This window comes from Pseudomonas sp. FW215-R2, assembly GCF_058789255.1.
On sequence record NZ_JBYTBO010000016.1, the window covers coordinates 72,627 to 90,899 of the forward strand.

Genomic DNA, 18,273 nt, shown 5'->3' on the forward strand with positions numbered 1-18,273 from the left:
AGTGACCTACGGGTACAGGGAGTGCCTGCGATGAGGGCCGGGTCAGGGTAAAAGCTGCGACGCAAGTTCGCCAACCCGGGGTGGTTCGACGGACTTGCGCTGAGCTTTCAAAGTGACAAAACATTGATCCAGAGCGTTCTGCTCATCTTTTTATCGCTCACACTGCGCGCGAAAAGCGTTTCGCGGTGTTTCGTCGCGACCGTATATCGAGAAAGAGTCGATTGAGCCAGTCGGACTTTTAGTTTCCAAACGTAGGCTTTTTCCTAAATTTTTCGTCGAAATCACTCGTTCAAAAAATAACCAACCTACGCTGTAATGGCCGGTTCACGGCACTTATGCCTGCTGAAATGTCGTATTCGAACCGGTTGGGACGCCAGTTTCATTTAAAAAAGCTCATGCCGATTCGGCATAGGGTAGGCGTTTACGGCATTAGACGGCGCAACCTTGCATCGGAATAGTTGCGCCTTTTTTCGCCTGCCGGAGAGCCGTAAACACGCGGCCCGGGGCACCTTATACGGAGGCAGATGCACAAACTTTTCCGCTAAAGAGCGTTCCAGTTCCTGCATGTGCCTGAGTCAAACGCAAGTAAGGGTAAAGATAATGAAGAAGGCAAAGCTTAGCCTCGCCTGGCAGATCCTCATCGGTCTGGTATTGGGGATTGCAATCGGTGCGTTGCTCAACCATTTCAGTGCCGAGAAGGCCTGGTGGATCAGCAACGTCCTGCAACCGGCAGGCGATATCTTTATCCGTCTGATCAAGATGATCGTGATCCCGATCGTCATCTCTTCCCTGATCGTCGGCATCGCCGGCGTGGGCGACGCCAAGAAGCTCGGGCGCATCGGCCTGAAGACCATCATCTACTTCGAAATCGTCACCACCATCGCCATCGTCGTCGGCCTGCTGCTGGCCAACCTGTTCCATCCGGGTGCCGGCATCGACATGAGCACCCTGGGCACCGTGGACATCTCCAAGTACCAGGCGACTGCCGCCGAAGTACAGCATGAACACGCGTTCATCGAGACCATCCTCAACCTGATTCCGTCGAACATCTTCGCGGCCATGGCCCGCGGCGAAATGCTGCCGATCATCTTCTTCTCCGTGCTGTTCGGCCTCGGTCTGTCGAGCCTGCAGTCGGACCTGCGCGAGCCGCTGGTGAAGATGTTCCAGGGCGTCTCGGAAAGCATGTTCAAAGTCACCCACATGATCATGAACTACGCGCCAATTGGTGTGTTCGCTCTGATCGCGGTGACCGTGGCCAACTTCGGTTTTGCTTCGCTGCTGCCGCTGGCCAAACTGGTGATCCTGGTTTATGTCGCCATCGCCTTCTTCGCCTTCGTGATTCTGGGCCTGATCGCCAAGATGTTCGGTTTCTCGGTGATCAAGCTGATGCGCATCTTCAAGGATGAGCTGGTACTGGCTTACTCCACCGCTTCCTCGGAAACCGTGCTGCCACGCGTGATCGAGAAGATGGAAGCCTACGGCGCACCGAAAGCCATCTGCAGCTTCGTGGTGCCGACCGGTTACTCGTTCAACCTCGACGGTTCGACCCTGTACCAGTCCATCGCCGCCATCTTCATTGCCCAGCTGTACGGCATCGACCTGTCGATCAGCCAGCAACTGCTGCTGGTCCTGACCCTGATGGTGACCTCCAAAGGCATCGCCGGCGTACCGGGCGTGTCCTTCGTGGTACTGCTGGCCACTCTGGGCAGCGTGGGTATTCCGCTGGAAGGCCTGGCCTTCATCGCCGGTGTCGACCGAGTGATGGACATGGCGCGTACCGCCCTGAACGTGATCGGCAACGCTCTCGCCGTACTGGTTATCGCACGTTGGGAAGGCATGTACGACGACGCGAAAGGCCAGCGCTACTGGAACTCGCTGCCGCACTGGCGCAGCAAGGAAAAACTGCCGGCCGGTGACGTTTCGAAGAACTGATCCCCGCCCGCAAGGCACCCTGACAAACCCCGGAGAAATCCGGGGTTTGTCGTTTCTGGCGACCCCGCTATCATTCGCCGCATCTTCCGGGGGATTTGACTGATGCTTAATGGCCTGTGGCTTGGCTTCTTCATCGTGGCTGCCGTTTCGGCGCTGGGGCAATGGCTGATCGGCGGCAACGCCGGGATCTTCGCGGCGATGGTGGAAAGCATTTTTGCCATGGCCAAACTATCGGTCGAAGTCATGGTGCTGCTGTTCGGCACGCTGACCCTGTGGCTGGGCTTCCTGCGCATCGCCGAGAAGGCCGGGATCGTCGAGTGGCTGGCCAAAGCCCTGGGCCCGCTGTTCCTGCGACTGATGCCGGAAGTACCGGCGGGGCATCCGGCCATCGGCCTTATCACCCTGAACTTCGCCGCCAACGGCCTGGGCCTGGACAACGCCGCCACGCCGATCGGCCTCAAGGCCATGAAGGCGCTGCAGGAGCTCAATCCCAGCTCGACCATCGCCAGCAACGCGCAGATCCTGTTCCTGGTGCTCAACGCTTCGTCCCTGACCCTGCTGCCGGTGACGATCTTCATGTACCGCGCCCAGCAAGGCGCGCCGGACCCGACGCTGGTGTTCCTGCCGATCCTGCTGGCCACCAGTTGCTCGACCATCGTCGGCTTCCTGTCGGTGGCGTTCATGCAGCGCCTGCGGGTCTGGGACCCGGTGGTGCTGGCTTACCTGATTCCCGGCGCGCTGATCCTCGGCGGCTTCATGGCGCTGCTGGCGACGATGTCGGCCACCGCGCTGGCGGGCCTGTCGTCGATCCTCGGCAACTTGACGCTGTTCGGTCTGATCATGCTGTTCCTGGTGATCGGTGCATTGCGCAAGGTGAAGGTTTACGAAGCGTTCGTCGAAGGTGCGAAGGAAGGTTTCGACGTCGCGAAGAACCTGCTGCCGTATCTGGTGGCGATGCTTTGTGCGATCGGCGTATTACGCGCGTCAGGCGCTCTGGACTTCGGCCTCGACGGCATTCGCCATCTGGTGGAGTGGGCAGGGTGGGACACACGGTTCGTCGATGCGCTGCCGACCGCGATGGTCAAACCGTTCTCCGGCAGCGCCGCCCGGGCGATGCTGATCGAAACGATGAAGACCTCGGGCGTGGACAGCTTCCCGGCGCTGGTGGCCGCGACAATCCAGGGCAGCACCGAGACCACCTTCTACGTGCTGGCGGTGTACTTCGGCGCGGTGGGCATTCAGCGCGCCCGGCATGCCGTCGGTTGCGCGCTGCTGGCCGAGCTGGCCGGTGTGCTCGGCGCTATCGGCGTCTGCTACTGGTTCTTCGGCTAATCCTCAAGGCCGGGCGGTCGGCACGACCTTCTGGCCTTGTTCCACCGCCCACGCCACCACCTTCGCCGTCAGCCGATCACTGGCCTGACCGAATCCGGCCACCACCGCCGGGACTTTCACATCATTCAGCGGCTGGCGCTCTTCGAAGCGGCGGCTGGCGAGGATGCGCTGGTCATAACCGCGCACCAGCAACGCATCCACCCGCACCACGACGCTGGCCTGCGTGCCCTGATACTCGGTCTGAAACGCCTGCAGGCTGCCGCCCAGCTCCAGATCCGCCTGGAAGTTGCTGTCATCGGTACTCAACAGCGACACCCGGCCGTCACGCTGGAAACCATCGAGCAGCCGATTGCGCACCAGCACCGGTGCCGGATCGCTCCAGCGCGAGGCCTTGTAGCTGCTGATCACGTCCCCCTGGGGAATCACTGCGATGCTCGGCCGATTGAGCGCTTCGCTGGCCTGCAATTTGTTCAGACGCAGCGACCAGTGCTGAGTCGCCGCCGAACTGGCCGAGGCGGGCGCCTGTGCGGCCGGTAGGCGGTAGACGTCCAGCGGTTCGGACTTGGGCAGGATCGAGCACGCACTGATCAGCGAAAGGCCGGCGATGAGGAGGGCGAGGCGAGTCAGCTTCATGGCGTGAACTCCTTGTTCTTGTCACTGCCCAGCAGGTAACCGCTGGGGTTGGCCTCCAGACGTTGGGAAATGGCCCGCAGCGAGGACAGGGTTTCACGCAGTTCGCGCACTGCAGGCGCCAGGCCGTTGAGGCCCTGCATGCCGCTGTCGAGGGAGTTCTGATTCTTGCTCAGCAAGCCGTTGATGGTGGCGCTGCTCTGTTCCAGCGACTTCATCGCCTGCTCGGCGCTGCCCAGAGCCTGTTTGCCCTGATCGTTGAGCAGGCCGTTGGCGTTGCGCATCAGCGCGGATGTCTGCTCGAGCATGCTGCCGGCCTGCTTGCCGACGGTTGCCAGTTGCTGCATGGCCTGGCGCAGATCGCCGCGCTGATCGTTGATCGAACCGGTGGTCTGTTCCAGGTGCTCAAGGGTTTTGCTCACGCGCTCGATGTTGTCGGCGGAGAACATCTGATTGGCGTTGCTCAGCAGCGTACTGACCCCGCTCATCAGGTCGTTGCTGTCATTGAGCAGCCGCGAGATAGGCGAGGGCGAGGCGACGATGGTCGGCAGGTTGCCGTCCTTGCCGCGCAGTTTCGGGCTCTCTGGCGTGCCACCACTGAGCTGGATGATCGACGTGCCGGTGATTCCGGCCAGCGCCAGTTTGGCGAGGGTGTCTTCCTTGACCGGCGTGTCGCCACCGAGGCGAATCCGCGCCAGCACCCGGCGCGGGTCCTGCGGATCGAGCCGCAGACTGACCACATCGCCGACCTTGATCCCGCTGTACTGCACCGGGCTGCCCCGGGACAGGCCGCTGACCGCCTCGTTGAAGACGATTTCGTAATCCTTGAACTCGGTGTCGACGCTGGACTTGGCCAGCCACAGACCGAAGAGCAGGGCACCGGCCACCACAATCACCGTGAACAGGCCGATCAACACATGATGGGCTCGGGTTTCCATGTCAGACCTCGTTGAGCAGTTTGGCGGCGTCCAGCGCCGAGCGGCCGCGAGGGCCGTGGAAATATTCGTGAATCCACGCGTCGTCGGTTTCCGAGACCACGTCGATGGGACCGGCCACCAGCACTTTCTTCTGCGCCAGCACCGCCACCCGGTCGGTGATGGTGTAGAGCGTGTCGAGGTCGTGGGTCACCAGAAACACGCTCAAGCCCAGCGCATCGCGCAGGGTCAGGATCAATTGATCGAACTGCGCCGCGCCAATCGGATCGAGGCCGGCGGTGGGTTCGTCGAGAAACAGGATGTCCGGGTCCAGCGCCAGCGCCCGGGCCAGCGCCGCCCGCTTGATCATGCCGCCGGACAGCGACGATGGGTATTTGTCCGCCGCCGACAGCGGCAACCCGGCCAGCGCCAGTTTCACCGCCGCCAGATGCTCGGCGTCTTCGCGGCTCAGGCCGGCGTGTTCGATCAGGGGCAGGGCGACGTTCTCGGTGACCGTCAGCGAGGAGAACAGCGCGCCTTTCTGGAACAGGACGCCAAAACGCCTTTCGACCAACGACCGCTCGTGCTCGGAAAGGCTCGGCAGGTTCTGACCAAACACTTTCACGTTGCCTTCGCTGGGCCGGCGCAAGCCGACGATGCTGCGCAGCAGCACCGATTTGCCGCTGCCGGAACCGCCAACCACGGCCAGAATCTCGCCTTTGTACAAGTCCAGGTCGAGGTTCTCGTGCACGCTCTGGCTGCCAAAGCGATTGCACAGGCCACGGACTTCGATCACCGCCTCGGACGGCATGCGGGGTAGACGACTCACCAGCCCATCTCCATGAAAAACAGCGCGGCGACCGCATCGAGCACGATCACCACGAAGATCGATTGCACCACGCTGGAGGTGGTATGGGCGCCGACCGATTCGGCGCTGCCGCTGACCTTGAAGCCTTCCAGACAACCGATGGCGGCAATCAGGAACGCGAAGATCGGAGCTTTGACCAGGCCAACCAGGAAATGTTGAATCCCTATGTCGCTTTGCAGCAGCGACAGGAACATCGCCGGCGAGATATCCAGCGACACCGCACAGACCACGGCGCCACCGATGATCCCGCAGATCATCGCCAGAAAGGTCAGCATCGGCAGCGCCACCAGCAAGGCCAGCACGCGCGGCACCACCAACAACTCCATGGGGTCGAGGCCGAGGGTGCGAATGGCGTCGATTTCCTCGTTGGCCTTCATCGAGCCGATCTGTGCGGTAAAGGCACTGGCGGTGCGTCCGGCCATCAGGATCGCCGTAAGCAAAACGCCGAATTCGCGCAGGAAGGCGAAACCCACCAGATCCACGGTAAACACGCTGGCGCCGAAACTGGCCAGCACCGTCGCCCCAAGGAACGCCACCACGGCGCCGACCAGAAAGGTCAGCAGCGCCACGATGGGCGCGGCGTCGAGGCCGGTCTGTTCGATGTGCGCGATCATCGGCGTGATCCGCCAGCGCTTGGGCCGGAACAGGCTGCGGGCGATGGTTTCGAGGATCAGGCCGACGAAGCCGAGCAGTTGCAGGGTGTCTTGCCAGACCGTATCGACAGCCCGGCCGATACGCGTCAGCAGCTGCACACTGACGCTGATTTCCGGTTCCTTGATCGGTACACAGAAATCGGTCAGCGAGCGATACACGGTTTGCAGCAACGCGCGGTCGGCAGTGGAAATCGTGCAATCGGGGTGTTCGGCGGATTTGCCCAGCCGCTCGGAGCCGAGCAGTTCCACCAGCAGCGAAGCGCCGGCGGTGTCGAGGGCGCCGAGGCCGTTGAGGTCGATGGGAGTGCTGGCGTCGTACTGACCGCGGAGCGTTTCGCTCAGGTGCTTGAGCTCGGCGTAATGAGCAAGCGTCCAGTCCCCGGTGACCCGCAGGCGGGCAGGGGTGGTCGAGGTGTCCAGTCGGGCATTACCGGTCATCGAGCTGCTGGTCATAAGCTCCGTGCTTGTTCGGCTAAATTCGCGAACCTACGTAATAGCACGAACCGGATTACTTTTCTTTGGTCGGTGTGCTGTCCGTGACTTCGAAACGCAGAACGCCGATCACCTGGCCGTCTTCGGTCAGCACTCGCACCTGCCAGTCACCGACCGGGTTGCCAGGGAAAACCTGCTTGTGGGTCCACGCCCGGTAGCCTTCCTTGCGCCCGCCATGAATGTCGAGGGCGATCCGGTCGACCTCTTTGCCGTTGAACTGCCACACGTGATAAATCCGCTCATCAAGCCCGCGCGGTGCGTTGATCGCGGTGTAGGCGTAGAGCCCACCGCCACGGATCTGCTCGGCGCTGACTTGTTCGAGGCTGGCGCCGGGGGTGCGATCCTGCAACTGGGTGCTGATCGCCACGTCAGTCATCCACAGTGTCGCTGGCGGCACCCACGAACGCAGGACCCAGCCTACGCCGCCGATACCGATGGTGATGCTGAGGATCGCCAGCGCATTGCGTACGGTGCGGATCGGAAAGATCGACGCCAGGCTCGGAAACGACAGCACCACGGCCGTCCCCAGCGCCCATTTGAAGCTCTGCGACGTGGTCAGGTGCATGATCACCGGCAAGGCGGTGAGCAGGGCGGCGAACAGGGTCAGGGTGTGCAGCGCGAGGAACGCCCAGCGCTGCGGCGCCAGCCATTTGTAGTAGAGCGGATCGACGATCGAGATCAGCGCGGCGATGCACAGCAGGCCGGTGAACACCAGTTGGCCGCTGTTCCAGGTGGTGGTGATGAAGAAGAACGGCAGGACGAAAAACAGGCTTTCCTGGTGGATCATCTGCGTCGCGTAACGCAGCAGCGGCTGAGGGATTTCCCGTTTGAAGACCCGCGTGAACAGCTCGGTCAGGCTGTTTTCCAGCATCAGCCAGATCCAGCTCAGCAGCATGATCGTGGTGATCCAGCTCGCCAGCCCCTGTTGCCGGTCGACCAGGATGAAACTGCCGACCCCGGAGATGAAACCACCGAGCGCAATGACCCCGGGGTAGCGCTTCATCAGTTCGAGGATGCGCTGGATCAGGAGGGTCAATTTGAGCATTTGGGCGGTTCACGACAGTCGAGGAAAAAAACCTCGACAGAGTACCGCCCGCCGGGCCCCGTGGCGAGGCTGCCGATCAGTAAAAACCCACGGGATCACGGCTTGGCCGGGGGACGACGATGCAGTCGCCAGCCGAACAGAATCAGCAGCAGTACACCCAGCCCGCCCGCAATCAGCCACAGCACCTCGTCATCACTGAGCAAGGGCTTCTCGATCCGCAGGTATCCCGGCTGCAGCAGCAATTCGTGCATGGCCTTGTTCGCCGCTTCCAGCGTCACGCCTTGCAGTTCCAGGGCAGGGTCGGCGAAACGGCCGTCCTCGTAGTCGCCCAGGGCGCTCCAGTAATAGTCGGCCATGGCACTGTTGCCCTGCACGGCCCAGGCCTGATGGGCGATAGCCGCCTGTTTGAGGCGATTGAAGGTGTCGGCGTCGAGGCCGTTTTTCAGCAGGTCGGCCTTGAGATCTTCCAGCACTTGCTCGGCTTCAGCGATATCACTGCGGTCCAGATCGGCGTTCAGGCTCATGAAACCGACGCCGCCGAACACCTCGCGCTCGGCCCACGGGCCGTAGGACAGACCATGGTTCAGGCGCAACTGACGGTACAGCGCCCACTCCAGATATTCCTTGAGCAGGTCGAAGGTCTGGTCGTACTGATCGTCCAGCACCGGCTCCGGCACCAGCCAGTGCAGCTTGGCGCTGTTGCCGATGAAACCGCGAGTGATCGTGCGTTCATGGGCGGCGCTGGCGCGGATGTCGGGCAAGGGTCGGTGTTCGCTCGGGTCGACCGCTTCCAGCGCGCCCCACGCCCGCTCCAGATAGGCCGGCAGCAGCTTGTCGAGATCGCCGACGACGATCAGGGTCATGTTGTTCGGTGCGTACCAGGCCTTGCGCACCTTCTCCAGTTGCGCGCGGGTCAGACCGTCGACCTCGGCCCGTTGCGGACATTTCAGGCCCAGCTCGACCGCCAGTTGATTGCTCGCGGTGTGGCCCAGGTCCTGGCGGTCGAGAAAGCGTTGCAGGCGGGTGTAATGCCCGCCGTCCTCGCGCTCGACCACCCGTTTGGCGGCGTTGATCGCGTTGTCGTCGAAGCGGGTCTGGGTCAGCAGATCCAGCAGCAGGTCGAGGACCTTGCGCTGGTTTTTCGCCGGGGCTTCAATCACGAATGTGGTGTCGGCGTTGCTGGTGAAGGCGTTCCAGTCGCCGCCGAGGGCCTGCATGCGCTCTTCGAGGCCACCTTCGCCGGTGGCGTCGATGCCGCTGAACAACAGGTGTTCGAGCAGGTGCGGCAGTTCTTTCTCATTGCAGTCGAAGTCATCGAGACCGACGCCCACCACCAGCCTGATCGCCACATGCCCGCGTTCGGTGCCGGGCTTGAGCAGCAATTGCAGGCCGTTGGGCAGGGCATAGCCTTCGACCTGAAAGCGATCCAGGGCGAGGGCGGGCAGGGAACCGAGCAACAGACAAGCGAACAACAGGCAACGCATAACGAGCTTCCATACAGCTGAATCGGAGATCCGTGTTGGTCAGTCCGGCCGTGAGGCTGAACCTTGAGTTACTGACTGACCACAGCCCCAGACGTTCAAGGCGAATGCGTGATGTCCGCCATATCGTCGGTCTCGAGCGCTCCGGTATCGGCGGTTTCCAGCACCACGTAGGCACTGCTGCAGAACAGCGAATTCAAGCGTTTCATGTCGGCAATCAACTCCAGGTGCAGCGAACTGGTCTCGATACTTTGCACGATCTTGCGTTGCAAACGGCTGACATGCGCATGGGCCAGACGCCGCTCCTGCGCGCGAAAGCGGCGCTTCTCGCGCAGCAACTGGCGGGCGCTTTCCTTGTCACCGCTGAGGAACACCGACAGCCCCAGCCGCAGATTGGAGATCAACTGGCTGTGCAGCCCGGCCAGTTCTTCCAGCCCGTCCTCGGAAAACGAGCGGCGCTGGGAGGTCTTCTGCTGCTGCACCTTGCGCAGCATGCGTTCGATCAGGTCGCTGGCAAGTTTGAGGTTGATCGCCAGCTCGATGATTTCCGCCCAGCGCCGACTGTCCTGCTCGCCAAGATCTTCGCGGGGCATCTGCGCCAGATACAGCTTGATCGCGCTGTACAGCGCTTCGACGTCATCGGTCAGCTTGCGCATTTCCATGGTGACCGCGGTTTGTTTGCCGCGCAGTACATCGAGGGTCGCGTCGAGCATGTTGTCGATCAGATCACCCATGCGCAGGGTTTCCCGGGCGGCGTTGGCCAGCGCCAGGCTCGGCGTGACCAGCGCTGTAGGGTCGAGATGACGCGGCTTGGCGGTGCCGTTGACCTCCGGGCGCTCCGGCAACAGCCAGGCGCACAGCCGCGCCATGGGCGCGACGGTTGGCACCAGGATCAGGCAGCGCACGGTGTTGTAGAGCAGGTGGAAGCCGATGACCATTTCCTGCGGACTGAAATCCAGGCTGTCGATCCAGTGCACCAGCGGGTCGAGCACCGGAATGATCAGCAACAGGCCGATCAGCTTGTACAACAGGCTGCCCAGCGCCACTTGGCGGCCAGCGGCGTTCTGCATGCTGGTGCTCATGAATGCCAGCACGCCACTGCCGATGTTGGCGCCAATCACCAGACCGATCGCCACCGGCAGGCTGATCACATTGGCCCCGGCCAGCGTCGCGGTCAGCAGCACGGCGGCGAGGCTTGAGTAGGAAATCATCGCGAACAACGCGCCGACCAAGGCGTCGAGCAGAATGTCGCCGGTCAGCGAAGCGAAGATCACCTTCACGCCTTTTGCGTGCGTGATCGGCCCGGCGGCCTCGACGATCAATTGCAGCGCCAGAATGATCAGCCCCAGTCCTATGGCCACGCGGCCCATTTGCCCGAGCCGCGTCTGCTTGCGCGACAGAAAGAAAATCACCCCGAGGAAAATCAGCAGCGGCGACAGCCACGACAGATCGAACGTCAGCACCCGCGCCATCAGCGCCGTACCGACGTCGGCCCCGAGCATGGTCACCAGGGCCGGGGTCAACGCCATCAGGCCCTGGCCGACGAAGGAGGTCACGAGCATGGCGGTGGCGTTACTGCTCTGCACCATCGCGGTCACGAGGATACCGGCGATGAAGGCCAGCCAGCGCCTGGACATGTTCTGGCCGATCACATGGCGCAGATTGGTGCCGTACACCCGCAGGATGCCGGTTCGAACGATGTGCGTGCCCCAGATCAGCAGGGCCACGGCAGAAAGCAAATTGAGCAGGGTGAGCATGCAGACCCCCTGTAGTTGCAGCGCCCCAAAGGGGCAAGTTGACGATACCGCGCGGTTTCTACGTGTTGTTCTTAAGCTGTAGTTGGCTAACGGTCCGGGCGCCAGCATTGCACAGCTAAAGTGCGGATTGAAACAAAAGCGTCATGAAAACAGCTTCATGCGGCCATGAAAAAAGGGCCCGAAGGCCCTTTGATCTTTTGCGCAGCGTTCGGGTTACTGACCCGGAATATCCTTGCGCAGTTTCACCGGATCCTGCTGTTGTTTCTTCTTGGCCATCGCGCCGCGCAGCTTGATGTTGATCGCTTCGACCGCCAGCGAGAACGCCATGGCGAAGTAGACGTAGCCCTTCGGTACATGCACGTCGAACGCTTCGGCGATCAGCACGGTGCCGACCACCAGCAGGAACGACAACGCGAGCATTTTCAGCGACGGGTGCTTGTCGATGAACTCGCTGATCTTGCCCGAGGCCAGCATCATCACCAGCACCGCCACGATGATCGCCGCGACCATGACCGGCACATGGGACACCATGCCGACAGCAGTGATCACCGAGTCCAGCGAGAACACGATGTCGATGATCGCGATCTGGATGATGGTGTAGAGGAAGTTGCCGCCCTTGCCGCCAGGCGTGTCGTCGCTTTCGTCTTCACCTTCCAGCGCGTGGTACATCTCCTGGGAGCTTTTCCACAGCAGGAACAGGCCACCGAAGAACAGGATCAGGTCACGTCCGGAAATGCCCTGGCCGAACACCACGAACAGGTCGGCGGTCAGGCGCATGACCCAGGTGATCGACAGCAACAACAGGATCCGCGTGATCATGGCCAGGCCAAGACCGAAGATCCGGGTGCGCTGCTGCATGTGTTTGGGCATGCGGCTGACCAGGATCGAAATCATGATGATGTTATCGATGCCCAGAACGATTTCCAGGGCGGTCAGGGTAAAGAAGGCAACCCAGATCTCAGGGTTGGTCAGCCATTCCATGTGTATTCCTTTGAGCGTGTGTTAAACCAAGACGCCAGCAGACAGCTGGCGTTTGGTTGAGTTGATGCCGTTACAAAGTGCTGAACAGCGGGAAAGTCCCCAACAGCAAGGCTGCGACCAGTATGCACAGGCAAACCAGCACTGCCCACTTCAGGGTGAAACGTTGGTGATCGCCGAACTCGATCCCGGCCAGTGCGACCAGCAGATACGTCGACGGCACCAGTGGGCTCAGCAGGTGAACCGGCTGGCCGACAATCGAGGCACGGGCCATTTCCACCGCAGTGATGCCGTAATGGCTGGCCGCTTCGGACAACACCGGCAACACGCCGTAGTAGAACGCGTCGTTCGACATGAAGAACGTGAACGGCATGCTCACCAGCGCCGTGATCACCGCCAGGTACGGGCCGAGGAAATCAGGGATCACCGCCAGCAGGCTTTTCGACATGGCATCGACCATGCCGGTGCCCGACAGGATACCGGTGAAGATGCCCGCCGCGAAGATCAGACTGACCACCGACAGCACGCTGCCGGCGTGAGCCGCGACGCGGTCTTTCTGCTGTTGCAGGCAAGGGTAGTTGACGATCATTGCAATACTGAACGCCACCATGAACAGCACCGGCAGCGGCAGCAGGCCGGCGATCAGGGTGCACATCAGCGCCAGGGTCAGCAGACCGTTGAACCAGATCAGCTTCGGACGGCGGGCATCCGGGAACTGCGACACGCTGATTTCGCTGTGATCGATCTCGTCGCCGATCAGGTGCAGCTCACCCAGACGCGCACGTTCACGTTTGCCGTAGAAGTAAGCAATGATCAGGATCGCCACCACACCGGCCGCCATCGCCGGGATCATCGGCACGAAGATGTCCGACGGGTCCACGTGCAGCGCACTGGCGGCACGGGCGGTCGGGCCGCCCCAGGGGGTCATGTTCATCACGCCGCCGGCGAGGATGATCAGACCGGCCATGATCCGCGGGCTCATGCCGATGCGGCTGTAGAGCGGCAGCATGGCGGCCACGCAGATCATGTAAGTGGTCGCGCCGTCACCATCGAGGGAAACGACGAGCGCCAGTACGGCGGTGCCGACCGAAACTTTCAGCGGGTCGCCCTTGACCAGTTTGAGGATCTTGCGCACGGCCGGGTCGAACAGGCCGGAGTCGATCATCAGGGCGAAATACAGAATGGCGAACATCAGCATCACGCCGGTCGGCGCAAGCTTGGTAATACCTTCGAGCATCATCGGGCCGATCTTCGGCGCGAAACCACCGAACAGGGCGAACAGGATCGGGATGATGATCAGAGCGATCAGCGCAGACAGGCGCTTGGTCATGATCAGGAACATGAACGTGATGACCATGGCGAAGCCAAGGAAAGTCAGCATGGGAATACTCCAGGCGTAGCGCGGCTAGGTAAGTGAGCGGATCGGGCGAGATCAGCGCAGAACGGGAAGCACGAGACGTACGGGCGGAGTTGGAGCGAGGAGGCGGGTAACAGAGGACATCAGAATCACCATTGTTGTTGTTAATTGGGCCTGACGTGCGAGCAATCACACACGTTGGCCAACCGGTCTGTTGCCGGTAGTGGCGGCGATCCTAATCGGGGAACCTTTCAGCTACCTTTCGCCGCTGAAAGCTTTGGGCGAATGGTCAACCGGCCGTCGGATACGACTAGAGTCAATGAACACGGGAACGGGAGGGCGAGACGATGAGTGAATTGCACAGCGGCGGCTGCCATTGCGGACATATCCGCTATCAGTTCAGCGGAACGCTTCAGGACATCGCCCACTGTCATTGCTCGATCTGCCGGCGGGTCAGCGGTGGCATCGTCACCACCTGGATCACGCTGCCGGCGACGAACTTCCAGTGGCTGGCCGGGACGCCCTCGCGCTACGACTCCTCGACGAGTTGCGCACGGTTCTTCTGCCCGAACTGCGGCGCGCAACTGGCGCTGGTGACGTTGCTCAGCCCCGAGAGCATCGATCTGACGGTCGCCACGCTGGATCACCCGGAACAAGCCGCCGCCGAGCGGCACATCTGGACCGACAGCCAGTTGCCGTGGCTGCATCTGGATGAACATCTGCCAGGCGAGCCTGAAGAAACCATCTGATTAAAAAATAGACAGATCCAGCGGCCGCATCGCGCCCATCCAGATCGCGTGCTCGGTGTGGTCCAGCAAGTCATCGCCGGTGTCCGGGTGCAGGAACACCACCAGCCCCTTGCGGTTGAGCGCCAGCCACGGCAATACGTCGCCGATCAGCTCAGGGCCGAAGGCCAGTTGGCAGCTCCAGTCCGGGTGCGGGCCGACCGGGCGTTCATGCACGCGGCCCATCTTCAATGGAAACAACGCCGCCGCCTGCTCACACAGCGCCCGCGCCTGTTCAATGGTGCTGGCGTCGTAATAAACGTGGGCGTGATAACCCTTGATCGTCTGCATCGCAAAACCTCTGAATCGGTTCGAACCCTCGTATGTCACACGCCCTACAAGGGAAAACAAAGGGACCTCAGCCATGAAAAATGCCGAAACCCCAGTGGTGAAAGTGGTGCTCTATGGTGCCATGAGTAGCCTGGGCAGTGCGTTGATGGCTGAACGGCTGCTGGGCGTGCACGTGAGTTTTGTCGCGGCGTCGGACACCTGATCAAACGGCGATCGAAGGCAACTCCATTCCCGTCAGCGACTGCGCGCTGCTGGCCTGCTCGGCCATCAACCAATCGACAAACTGCTGAATCAACGCCCCTCGGCGTTTGCGCTGCGGCAGCACCACGTAATAACCGAGGCGGGAGAGGGTGGTCTCGGCAATCGGCCGGCACAACAAACCCTGCGCCAGCAAGTTATCCACAAGGTGCCGCCAGCCGATGGCCACACCCTGACCGCCAATCGCCGCCTGGATCAGCAAGGTGTAGTTATCGAAACGCAGTTGCCCCGGCGCCGGCGGCGTATTGATGCCGAGTTCGCGGAACAGGCCGCTCCAGTCGAACCAGTTGCTGCTGTTCTCGCCACGCAGATGCAGCAGCGGAAACTCCAGCAAAGCCTGGGCCGGCAAGGGCCGGGCGCGATCCTTGAGCAATTGCGGGCTGCACACCGGGAACACTTCTTCGCTGAACAGCCAATGACTTTCACCCTGTTTGAAGCGACCGTCGCCGAACAGCACGGCAACGTCGATATCCGGGCGCAGCATATTGTGATTGCGCTCGCTGGTGACCAGGCTGACATCGACCTGCGGATTGGCTTCGTGAAAACGATGCAGACGCGGCATCAGCCAGTACGCAGCGAAGGCGAAGTCGGTGGCGACCTGCAGCACTTCATGCTGCTGTTGTGCGCTGATCGCGCTCAATCCTGCGTCGATATTCTGCAAACCGAGGGTGACTTGCTCGAAAAGGATCGAACCGACCTCCGTCAGTTCGATACCTCGGTAGATCCGGTCGAACAGTCGCGTCCCCAGCTGTTCCTCCAGCCGTTTGATCTGCTGACTGATCGCCGGCTGGGTGGTCCCAAGCTCCACCGCCGCCGCGGTAAAACTGCGATGACGGGCTGCTGCCTCGAAGGCGCGCAGCAGGTCGAGGGACAAATCACCGAGGGCGTCATACATAAGCTGTGCTTATCCTAGTCATTGTCCGGCGCGGGCTTTACCGGATATTGCGGGGAATCCATGCTCGATCGCAGCAATGTCGCATAAATATTCACTATGGAATGCCGCGATCACATGAAGCGCAAGAACATTCTCTTCATCATGGCCGATCAAATGGCCGCGCCAATGTTGCCGTTCTACGGCCCGTCGCCGATCAAACTGCCGAACCTCAGCCGCCTCGCCGAACAAGGCGTGGTGTTCGACGCCGCTTATTGCAACAGCCCGCTGTGCGCGCCGTCGCGTTTCACCCTGGTCAGTGGCCAGTTGCCGAGCAAGATCGGCGCCTACGACAATGCCGCCGATTTCCCCGCCGACATTCCGACCTACGCCCATTACCTGCGCCGCCTCGGCTATCGCACCGCGCTGTCGGGCAAGATGCATTTCTGTGGGCCGGATCAACTGCACGGCTACGAAGAGCGCCTGACCAGCGACATCTATCCGGCCGACTACGGCTGGGCAGTGAACTGGGATGAGCCCGATGTGCGGCCGAGCTGGTATCACAACATGTCTTCGGTGTTGCAGGCCGGGCCGTGCGTGCGTACCAACCAGCTCGACTTCGACGAAGAGGTGGTGTTCAAGGCTCAGCAGTACCTGTTCGATCATATCCGCGAGGACGGCGACCAGCCGTTCTGCCTGACCGTGTCGATGACTCACCCCCACGACCCGTACACGATTCCCAAGGCGTTCTGGGATTTGTACGACGATGCGGATATCCCGCTTCCGACAACGCCGGATCAGCATTCACTCGACCCGCATTCCCAGCGATTGCTCAAGGTTTACGACCTGTGGGACAAGCCGCTGCCTGTGGATAAGATTCGCGACGCCCGTCGGGCATACTTCGGTGCGTGCAGCTATATCGACGCCAACGTCGGCAAACTCCTGCAAACCCTCGACGATTGCGGGCTGACGGACGACACCATCATCGTGTTCTCCGGCGACCATGGCGACATGCTCGGCGAGCGTGGGCTCTGGTACAAAATGCACTGGTTCGAAATGGCCGCCCGGGTGCCCCTGTTGATAAGTGCGCCCGGTCAGTTCAATGCAGGCCGCGTCAGCGCCGCCGTGTCCACCGCCGACCTGTTGCCGACCTTCGTGGAACTGGCCGGCGGCAGCCTGGAACCGAACCTGCCGCTGGACGGCCGCTCGCTGGTGTCGCACCTGCAAGGGCAGGGCGGTCATGACGAAGTATTCGGCGAATACATGGCCGAAGGCACCGTCAGCCCGCTGATGATGATCCGGCGTGGCGCCTTCAAATTTATCTACAGCGAAACCGACCCTTGCCTACTCTTCGATGTGGATAACGATCCACGTGAGCAGGAAGAACTCAGCCAATCACCGCAACACCGCCAGCTGTTCGACGATTTTCTCGCCGAAGCGCGGGCCAAGTGGGACATCCCGGCGATCCACCGCAAGGTGCTCGAAAGCCAGCGGCGCCGGCGCTTCGTCGCCGGGGCGCTGACCCTCGGCAAGCTGAAGAGCTGGGACCACCAGCCGCTGGTGGATGCCAGTCAGCAGTACATGCGCAACCACATCGACCTCGATGACCTGGAGCGCAAAGCCCGTTATCCACAACCCTGCCAAAACCAATAACGTTAAGGGGAAGTCCATGGTCAAGTTATCCACAATCGTGACGGTCAGCCTGCTGGCACTGGGCAGCGCATCCGCGTTCGCCGAGAGCTGCGACACGGTGAAAATGGCCGACCCCGGCTGGAGCGACATCGCCGCGACCAACGCCATCACCGGGTTTCTGCTGGATGGCATGGGCTATAAGGCCAAGGTCGACACGCTCGCGGTGCCGATCACCTTCGGCGGCTTGAAGGACGGTCAGGTCGACGTGTTCCTCGGCAACTGGATGCCGGCGCAGCAGGGCTTCTACGACAAGTTCGTGGCCACCGGCGACGTCACCCAACTGGCGAAGAACCTCGACGGCACCGAATTCACCCTGGCCGTACCGGATTACGTGTGGGATGCGGGTGTGCATAACTTTTCCGACCTGAACAAATTCGCGGACAAGTTCGAGAAGAAGATCTACGGCATCGGCTCTGGCGCACCGGCGAACATCTCGCTGCAAGAGATCATCAAGAAGAACGACTTCGACCTCGGCCAGTGGAAGCTGATCGAGTCCAGCGAACAGGCGATGCTGGCCGAAGTCTCCCGGGCAGTGAAGAAGCAGAAATTCGTCACCTTCCTCGGCTGGACCCCGCACCCGATGAACGTGCAGCTGAAAATGCATTACCTCAAGGGCGGCGAGAAATACTTCGGCGACACGGGTAGCGTCTACACCCTGACCCGCAAGGGCTACGCCGAGGCCTGTCCGAATGTGGGTAAATTGCTGACCAATCTTTCGTTCACTCAGGAGATGGAGAACAGCATCATGGCCGAGGTGGTGAACAAGAAGGTCAGCAATGCCGATGCGGTGAAGGTGTGGATCAAGGCGAATCCGGCGGTGTTGGACAAGTGGCTCGATGGTGTGAAGACCGTGGATGGAAAAGACGCGTTGCCGGCCGTCAAAGCGAAACTCTAGCCCTCACACGGATCGTTCCTACCCAGGCGCGTTCGACGTCTC

Annotated in this window: 16 protein-coding genes and 1 pseudogene; 6 read left to right on the forward strand and 11 right to left on the reverse strand. The window is 61.5% G+C overall.

All coding sequences use genetic code 11. The annotated features are described in order from the left end of the window. Positions 1–600 precede the first annotated feature (600 nt). Together gltP and AC3WRD_RS21240 are read left to right on the forward strand one after the other, a co-directional pair. Entirely contained in the window at positions 601–1,932 is a 1,332-nt protein-coding gene (gene gltP / locus AC3WRD_RS21235) for a glutamate/aspartate:proton symporter GltP (protein ID WP_011331769.1), read from the forward strand. A 102-nt stretch (positions 1,933–2,034) separates the two neighbouring features. Continuing rightward, complete coding sequence (locus AC3WRD_RS21240) at positions 2,035–3,264, forward strand: nucleoside recognition domain-containing protein (RefSeq protein WP_007954056.1); 1,230 nt, start codon at positions 2,035–2,037, stop codon at positions 3,262–3,264. A gap of 3 nt (positions 3,265–3,267) precedes the next feature. On the opposite strand, the gene AC3WRD_RS21245 is transcribed toward AC3WRD_RS21240, so the two are convergent. The 9 genes from AC3WRD_RS21245 to AC3WRD_RS21285 form a co-directional block, all read right to left on the reverse strand. Then, complete coding sequence (locus AC3WRD_RS21245) at positions 3,268–3,897, reverse strand: ABC-type transport auxiliary lipoprotein family protein (RefSeq protein ID WP_102621168.1); 630 nt, start codon at positions 3,895–3,897, stop codon at positions 3,268–3,270. After that, on the reverse strand, positions 3,894–4,832 hold the full coding sequence (locus AC3WRD_RS21250; protein ID WP_096822410.1) for an MlaD family protein: 939 nt from the start codon (positions 4,830–4,832) through the stop codon (positions 3,894–3,896). Before AC3WRD_RS21250 ends, AC3WRD_RS21245 begins: the two co-directional genes overlap by 4 nt. A 1-nt stretch (position 4,833) precedes the next feature. Then, positions 4,834–5,619 carry an ABC transporter ATP-binding protein gene (locus AC3WRD_RS21255; protein WP_173861375.1) on the reverse strand — a complete coding sequence of 262 codons (786 nt, stop codon included), beginning with the start codon at positions 5,617–5,619 and terminating at the stop codon, positions 4,834–4,836. Between the two features lie 14 nt (positions 5,620–5,633). Then, positions 5,634–6,782, reverse strand: a complete 1,149-nt coding sequence (locus AC3WRD_RS21260; RefSeq protein ID WP_102621170.1) for an ABC transporter permease — start codon at positions 6,780–6,782, stop codon at positions 5,634–5,636. Positions 6,783–6,837: 55 nt separating this feature from the next. Beyond that, positions 6,838–7,866 carry a DUF5924 family protein gene (locus AC3WRD_RS21265; protein ID WP_102621171.1) on the reverse strand — a complete coding sequence of 343 codons (1,029 nt, stop codon included), beginning with the start codon at positions 7,864–7,866 and terminating at the stop codon, positions 6,838–6,840. Positions 7,867–7,961: 95 nt separating this feature from the next. After that, positions 7,962–9,350: a M16 family metallopeptidase gene (locus AC3WRD_RS21270; protein WP_102621172.1), complete on the reverse strand. Its 1,389-nt coding sequence runs from the start codon at positions 9,348–9,350 to the stop codon at positions 7,962–7,964. Positions 9,351–9,445: 95 nt separating this feature from the next. Then, positions 9,446–11,104 (reverse strand): Na/Pi cotransporter family protein, encoded by a 1,659-nt coding sequence (locus AC3WRD_RS21275; RefSeq protein WP_102621173.1) that lies wholly within the window; start codon positions 11,102–11,104, stop codon positions 9,446–9,448. A 213-nt stretch (positions 11,105–11,317) separates the two neighbouring features. After that, positions 11,318–12,085 carry a TerC family protein gene (locus tag AC3WRD_RS21280; RefSeq protein WP_096822404.1) on the reverse strand — a complete coding sequence of 256 codons (768 nt, stop codon included), beginning with the start codon at positions 12,083–12,085 and terminating at the stop codon, positions 11,318–11,320. A gap of 70 nt (positions 12,086–12,155) precedes the next feature. Then, a complete protein-coding gene (locus tag AC3WRD_RS21285) occupies positions 12,156–13,463 on the reverse strand; it encodes a CitMHS family transporter (RefSeq protein WP_096822403.1) in 1,308 nt (435 codons plus the stop codon). Positions 13,464–13,786: 323 nt separating this feature from the next. On the opposite strand from AC3WRD_RS21285, the gene AC3WRD_RS21290 reads away from it, so the two are divergent. Beyond that, a complete protein-coding gene (locus tag AC3WRD_RS21290) occupies positions 13,787–14,188 on the forward strand; it encodes a GFA family protein (RefSeq protein WP_102621174.1) in 402 nt (133 codons plus the stop codon). On the opposite strand, the gene AC3WRD_RS21295 is transcribed toward AC3WRD_RS21290, so the two are convergent. Beyond that, entirely contained in the window at positions 14,189–14,515 is a 327-nt protein-coding gene (locus AC3WRD_RS21295) for a DOPA 4,5-dioxygenase family protein (protein WP_096822401.1), read from the reverse strand. A gap of 73 nt (positions 14,516–14,588) precedes the next feature. Here AC3WRD_RS21295 and AC3WRD_RS21300 point away from each other — a divergent pair. Next, a pseudogene (locus AC3WRD_RS21300) lies at positions 14,589–14,687 on the forward strand (NADH-flavin reductase); the annotation flags it as partial. A 30-nt stretch (positions 14,688–14,717) separates the two neighbouring features. Here the strand turns inward: AC3WRD_RS21300 and AC3WRD_RS21305 are convergent. After that, entirely contained in the window at positions 14,718–15,668 is a 951-nt protein-coding gene (locus tag AC3WRD_RS21305) for a choline sulfate utilization transcriptional regulator (RefSeq protein WP_102621175.1), read from the reverse strand. A 114-nt stretch (positions 15,669–15,782) separates the two neighbouring features. Between AC3WRD_RS21305 and betC the strand changes: the two genes are divergently transcribed. Both betC and choX read left to right on the forward strand, forming a co-directional pair. After that, positions 15,783–17,297: a choline-sulfatase gene (gene betC / locus AC3WRD_RS21310; RefSeq protein WP_102621176.1), complete on the forward strand. Its 1,515-nt coding sequence runs from the start codon at positions 15,783–15,785 to the stop codon at positions 17,295–17,297. A gap of 16 nt (positions 17,298–17,313) precedes the next feature. Next, positions 17,314–18,231 carry a choline ABC transporter substrate-binding protein gene (choX, locus tag AC3WRD_RS21315; RefSeq protein WP_102621177.1) on the forward strand — a complete coding sequence of 306 codons (918 nt, stop codon included), beginning with the start codon at positions 17,314–17,316 and terminating at the stop codon, positions 18,229–18,231. Positions 18,232–18,273: the final 42 nt, after the last annotated feature.

What these genes read in the sequence shown, in the direction of transcription:
- AC3WRD_RS21295 (WP_096822401.1), bottom strand. Translation starts at nt 14,515, where the DNA reads ATGCAGACGATCAAGGGTTATCACGCCCACGTTTATTACGACGCCAGC.
- choX (WP_102621177.1), top strand. Translation starts at nt 17,314, where the DNA reads ATGGTCAAGTTATCCACAATCGTGACGGTCAGCCTGCTGGCACTGGGC.
- AC3WRD_RS21285 (WP_096822403.1), bottom strand. Translation starts at nt 13,463, where the DNA reads ATGCTGACTTTCCTTGGCTTCGCCATGGTCATCACGTTCATGTTCCTG.
- AC3WRD_RS21290 (WP_102621174.1), top strand. Translation starts at nt 13,787, where the DNA reads ATGAGTGAATTGCACAGCGGCGGCTGCCATTGCGGACATATCCGCTAT.
- gltP (WP_011331769.1), top strand. Translation starts at nt 601, where the DNA reads ATGAAGAAGGCAAAGCTTAGCCTCGCCTGGCAGATCCTCATCGGTCTG.
- betC (WP_102621176.1), top strand. Translation starts at nt 15,783, where the DNA reads ATGAAGCGCAAGAACATTCTCTTCATCATGGCCGATCAAATGGCCGCG.
- AC3WRD_RS21245 (WP_102621168.1), bottom strand. Translation starts at nt 3,897, where the DNA reads ATGAAGCTGACTCGCCTCGCCCTCCTCATCGCCGGCCTTTCGCTGATC.
- AC3WRD_RS21280 (WP_096822404.1), bottom strand. Translation starts at nt 12,085, where the DNA reads ATGGAATGGCTGACCAACCCTGAGATCTGGGTTGCCTTCTTTACCCTG.
- AC3WRD_RS21260 (WP_102621170.1), bottom strand. Translation starts at nt 6,782, where the DNA reads ATGACCAGCAGCTCGATGACCGGTAATGCCCGACTGGACACCTCGACC.
- AC3WRD_RS21240 (WP_007954056.1), top strand. Translation starts at nt 2,035, where the DNA reads ATGCTTAATGGCCTGTGGCTTGGCTTCTTCATCGTGGCTGCCGTTTCG.
- AC3WRD_RS21255 (WP_173861375.1), bottom strand. Translation starts at nt 5,619, where the DNA reads ATGCCGTCCGAGGCGGTGATCGAAGTCCGTGGCCTGTGCAATCGCTTT.
- AC3WRD_RS21305 (WP_102621175.1), bottom strand. Translation starts at nt 15,668, where the DNA reads ATGTATGACGCCCTCGGTGATTTGTCCCTCGACCTGCTGCGCGCCTTC.
- AC3WRD_RS21250 (WP_096822410.1), bottom strand. Translation starts at nt 4,832, where the DNA reads ATGGAAACCCGAGCCCATCATGTGTTGATCGGCCTGTTCACGGTGATT.
- AC3WRD_RS21270 (WP_102621172.1), bottom strand. Translation starts at nt 9,350, where the DNA reads ATGCGTTGCCTGTTGTTCGCTTGTCTGTTGCTCGGTTCCCTGCCCGCC.
- AC3WRD_RS21265 (WP_102621171.1), bottom strand. Translation starts at nt 7,866, where the DNA reads ATGCTCAAATTGACCCTCCTGATCCAGCGCATCCTCGAACTGATGAAG.
- AC3WRD_RS21275 (WP_102621173.1), bottom strand. Translation starts at nt 11,104, where the DNA reads ATGCTCACCCTGCTCAATTTGCTTTCTGCCGTGGCCCTGCTGATCTGG.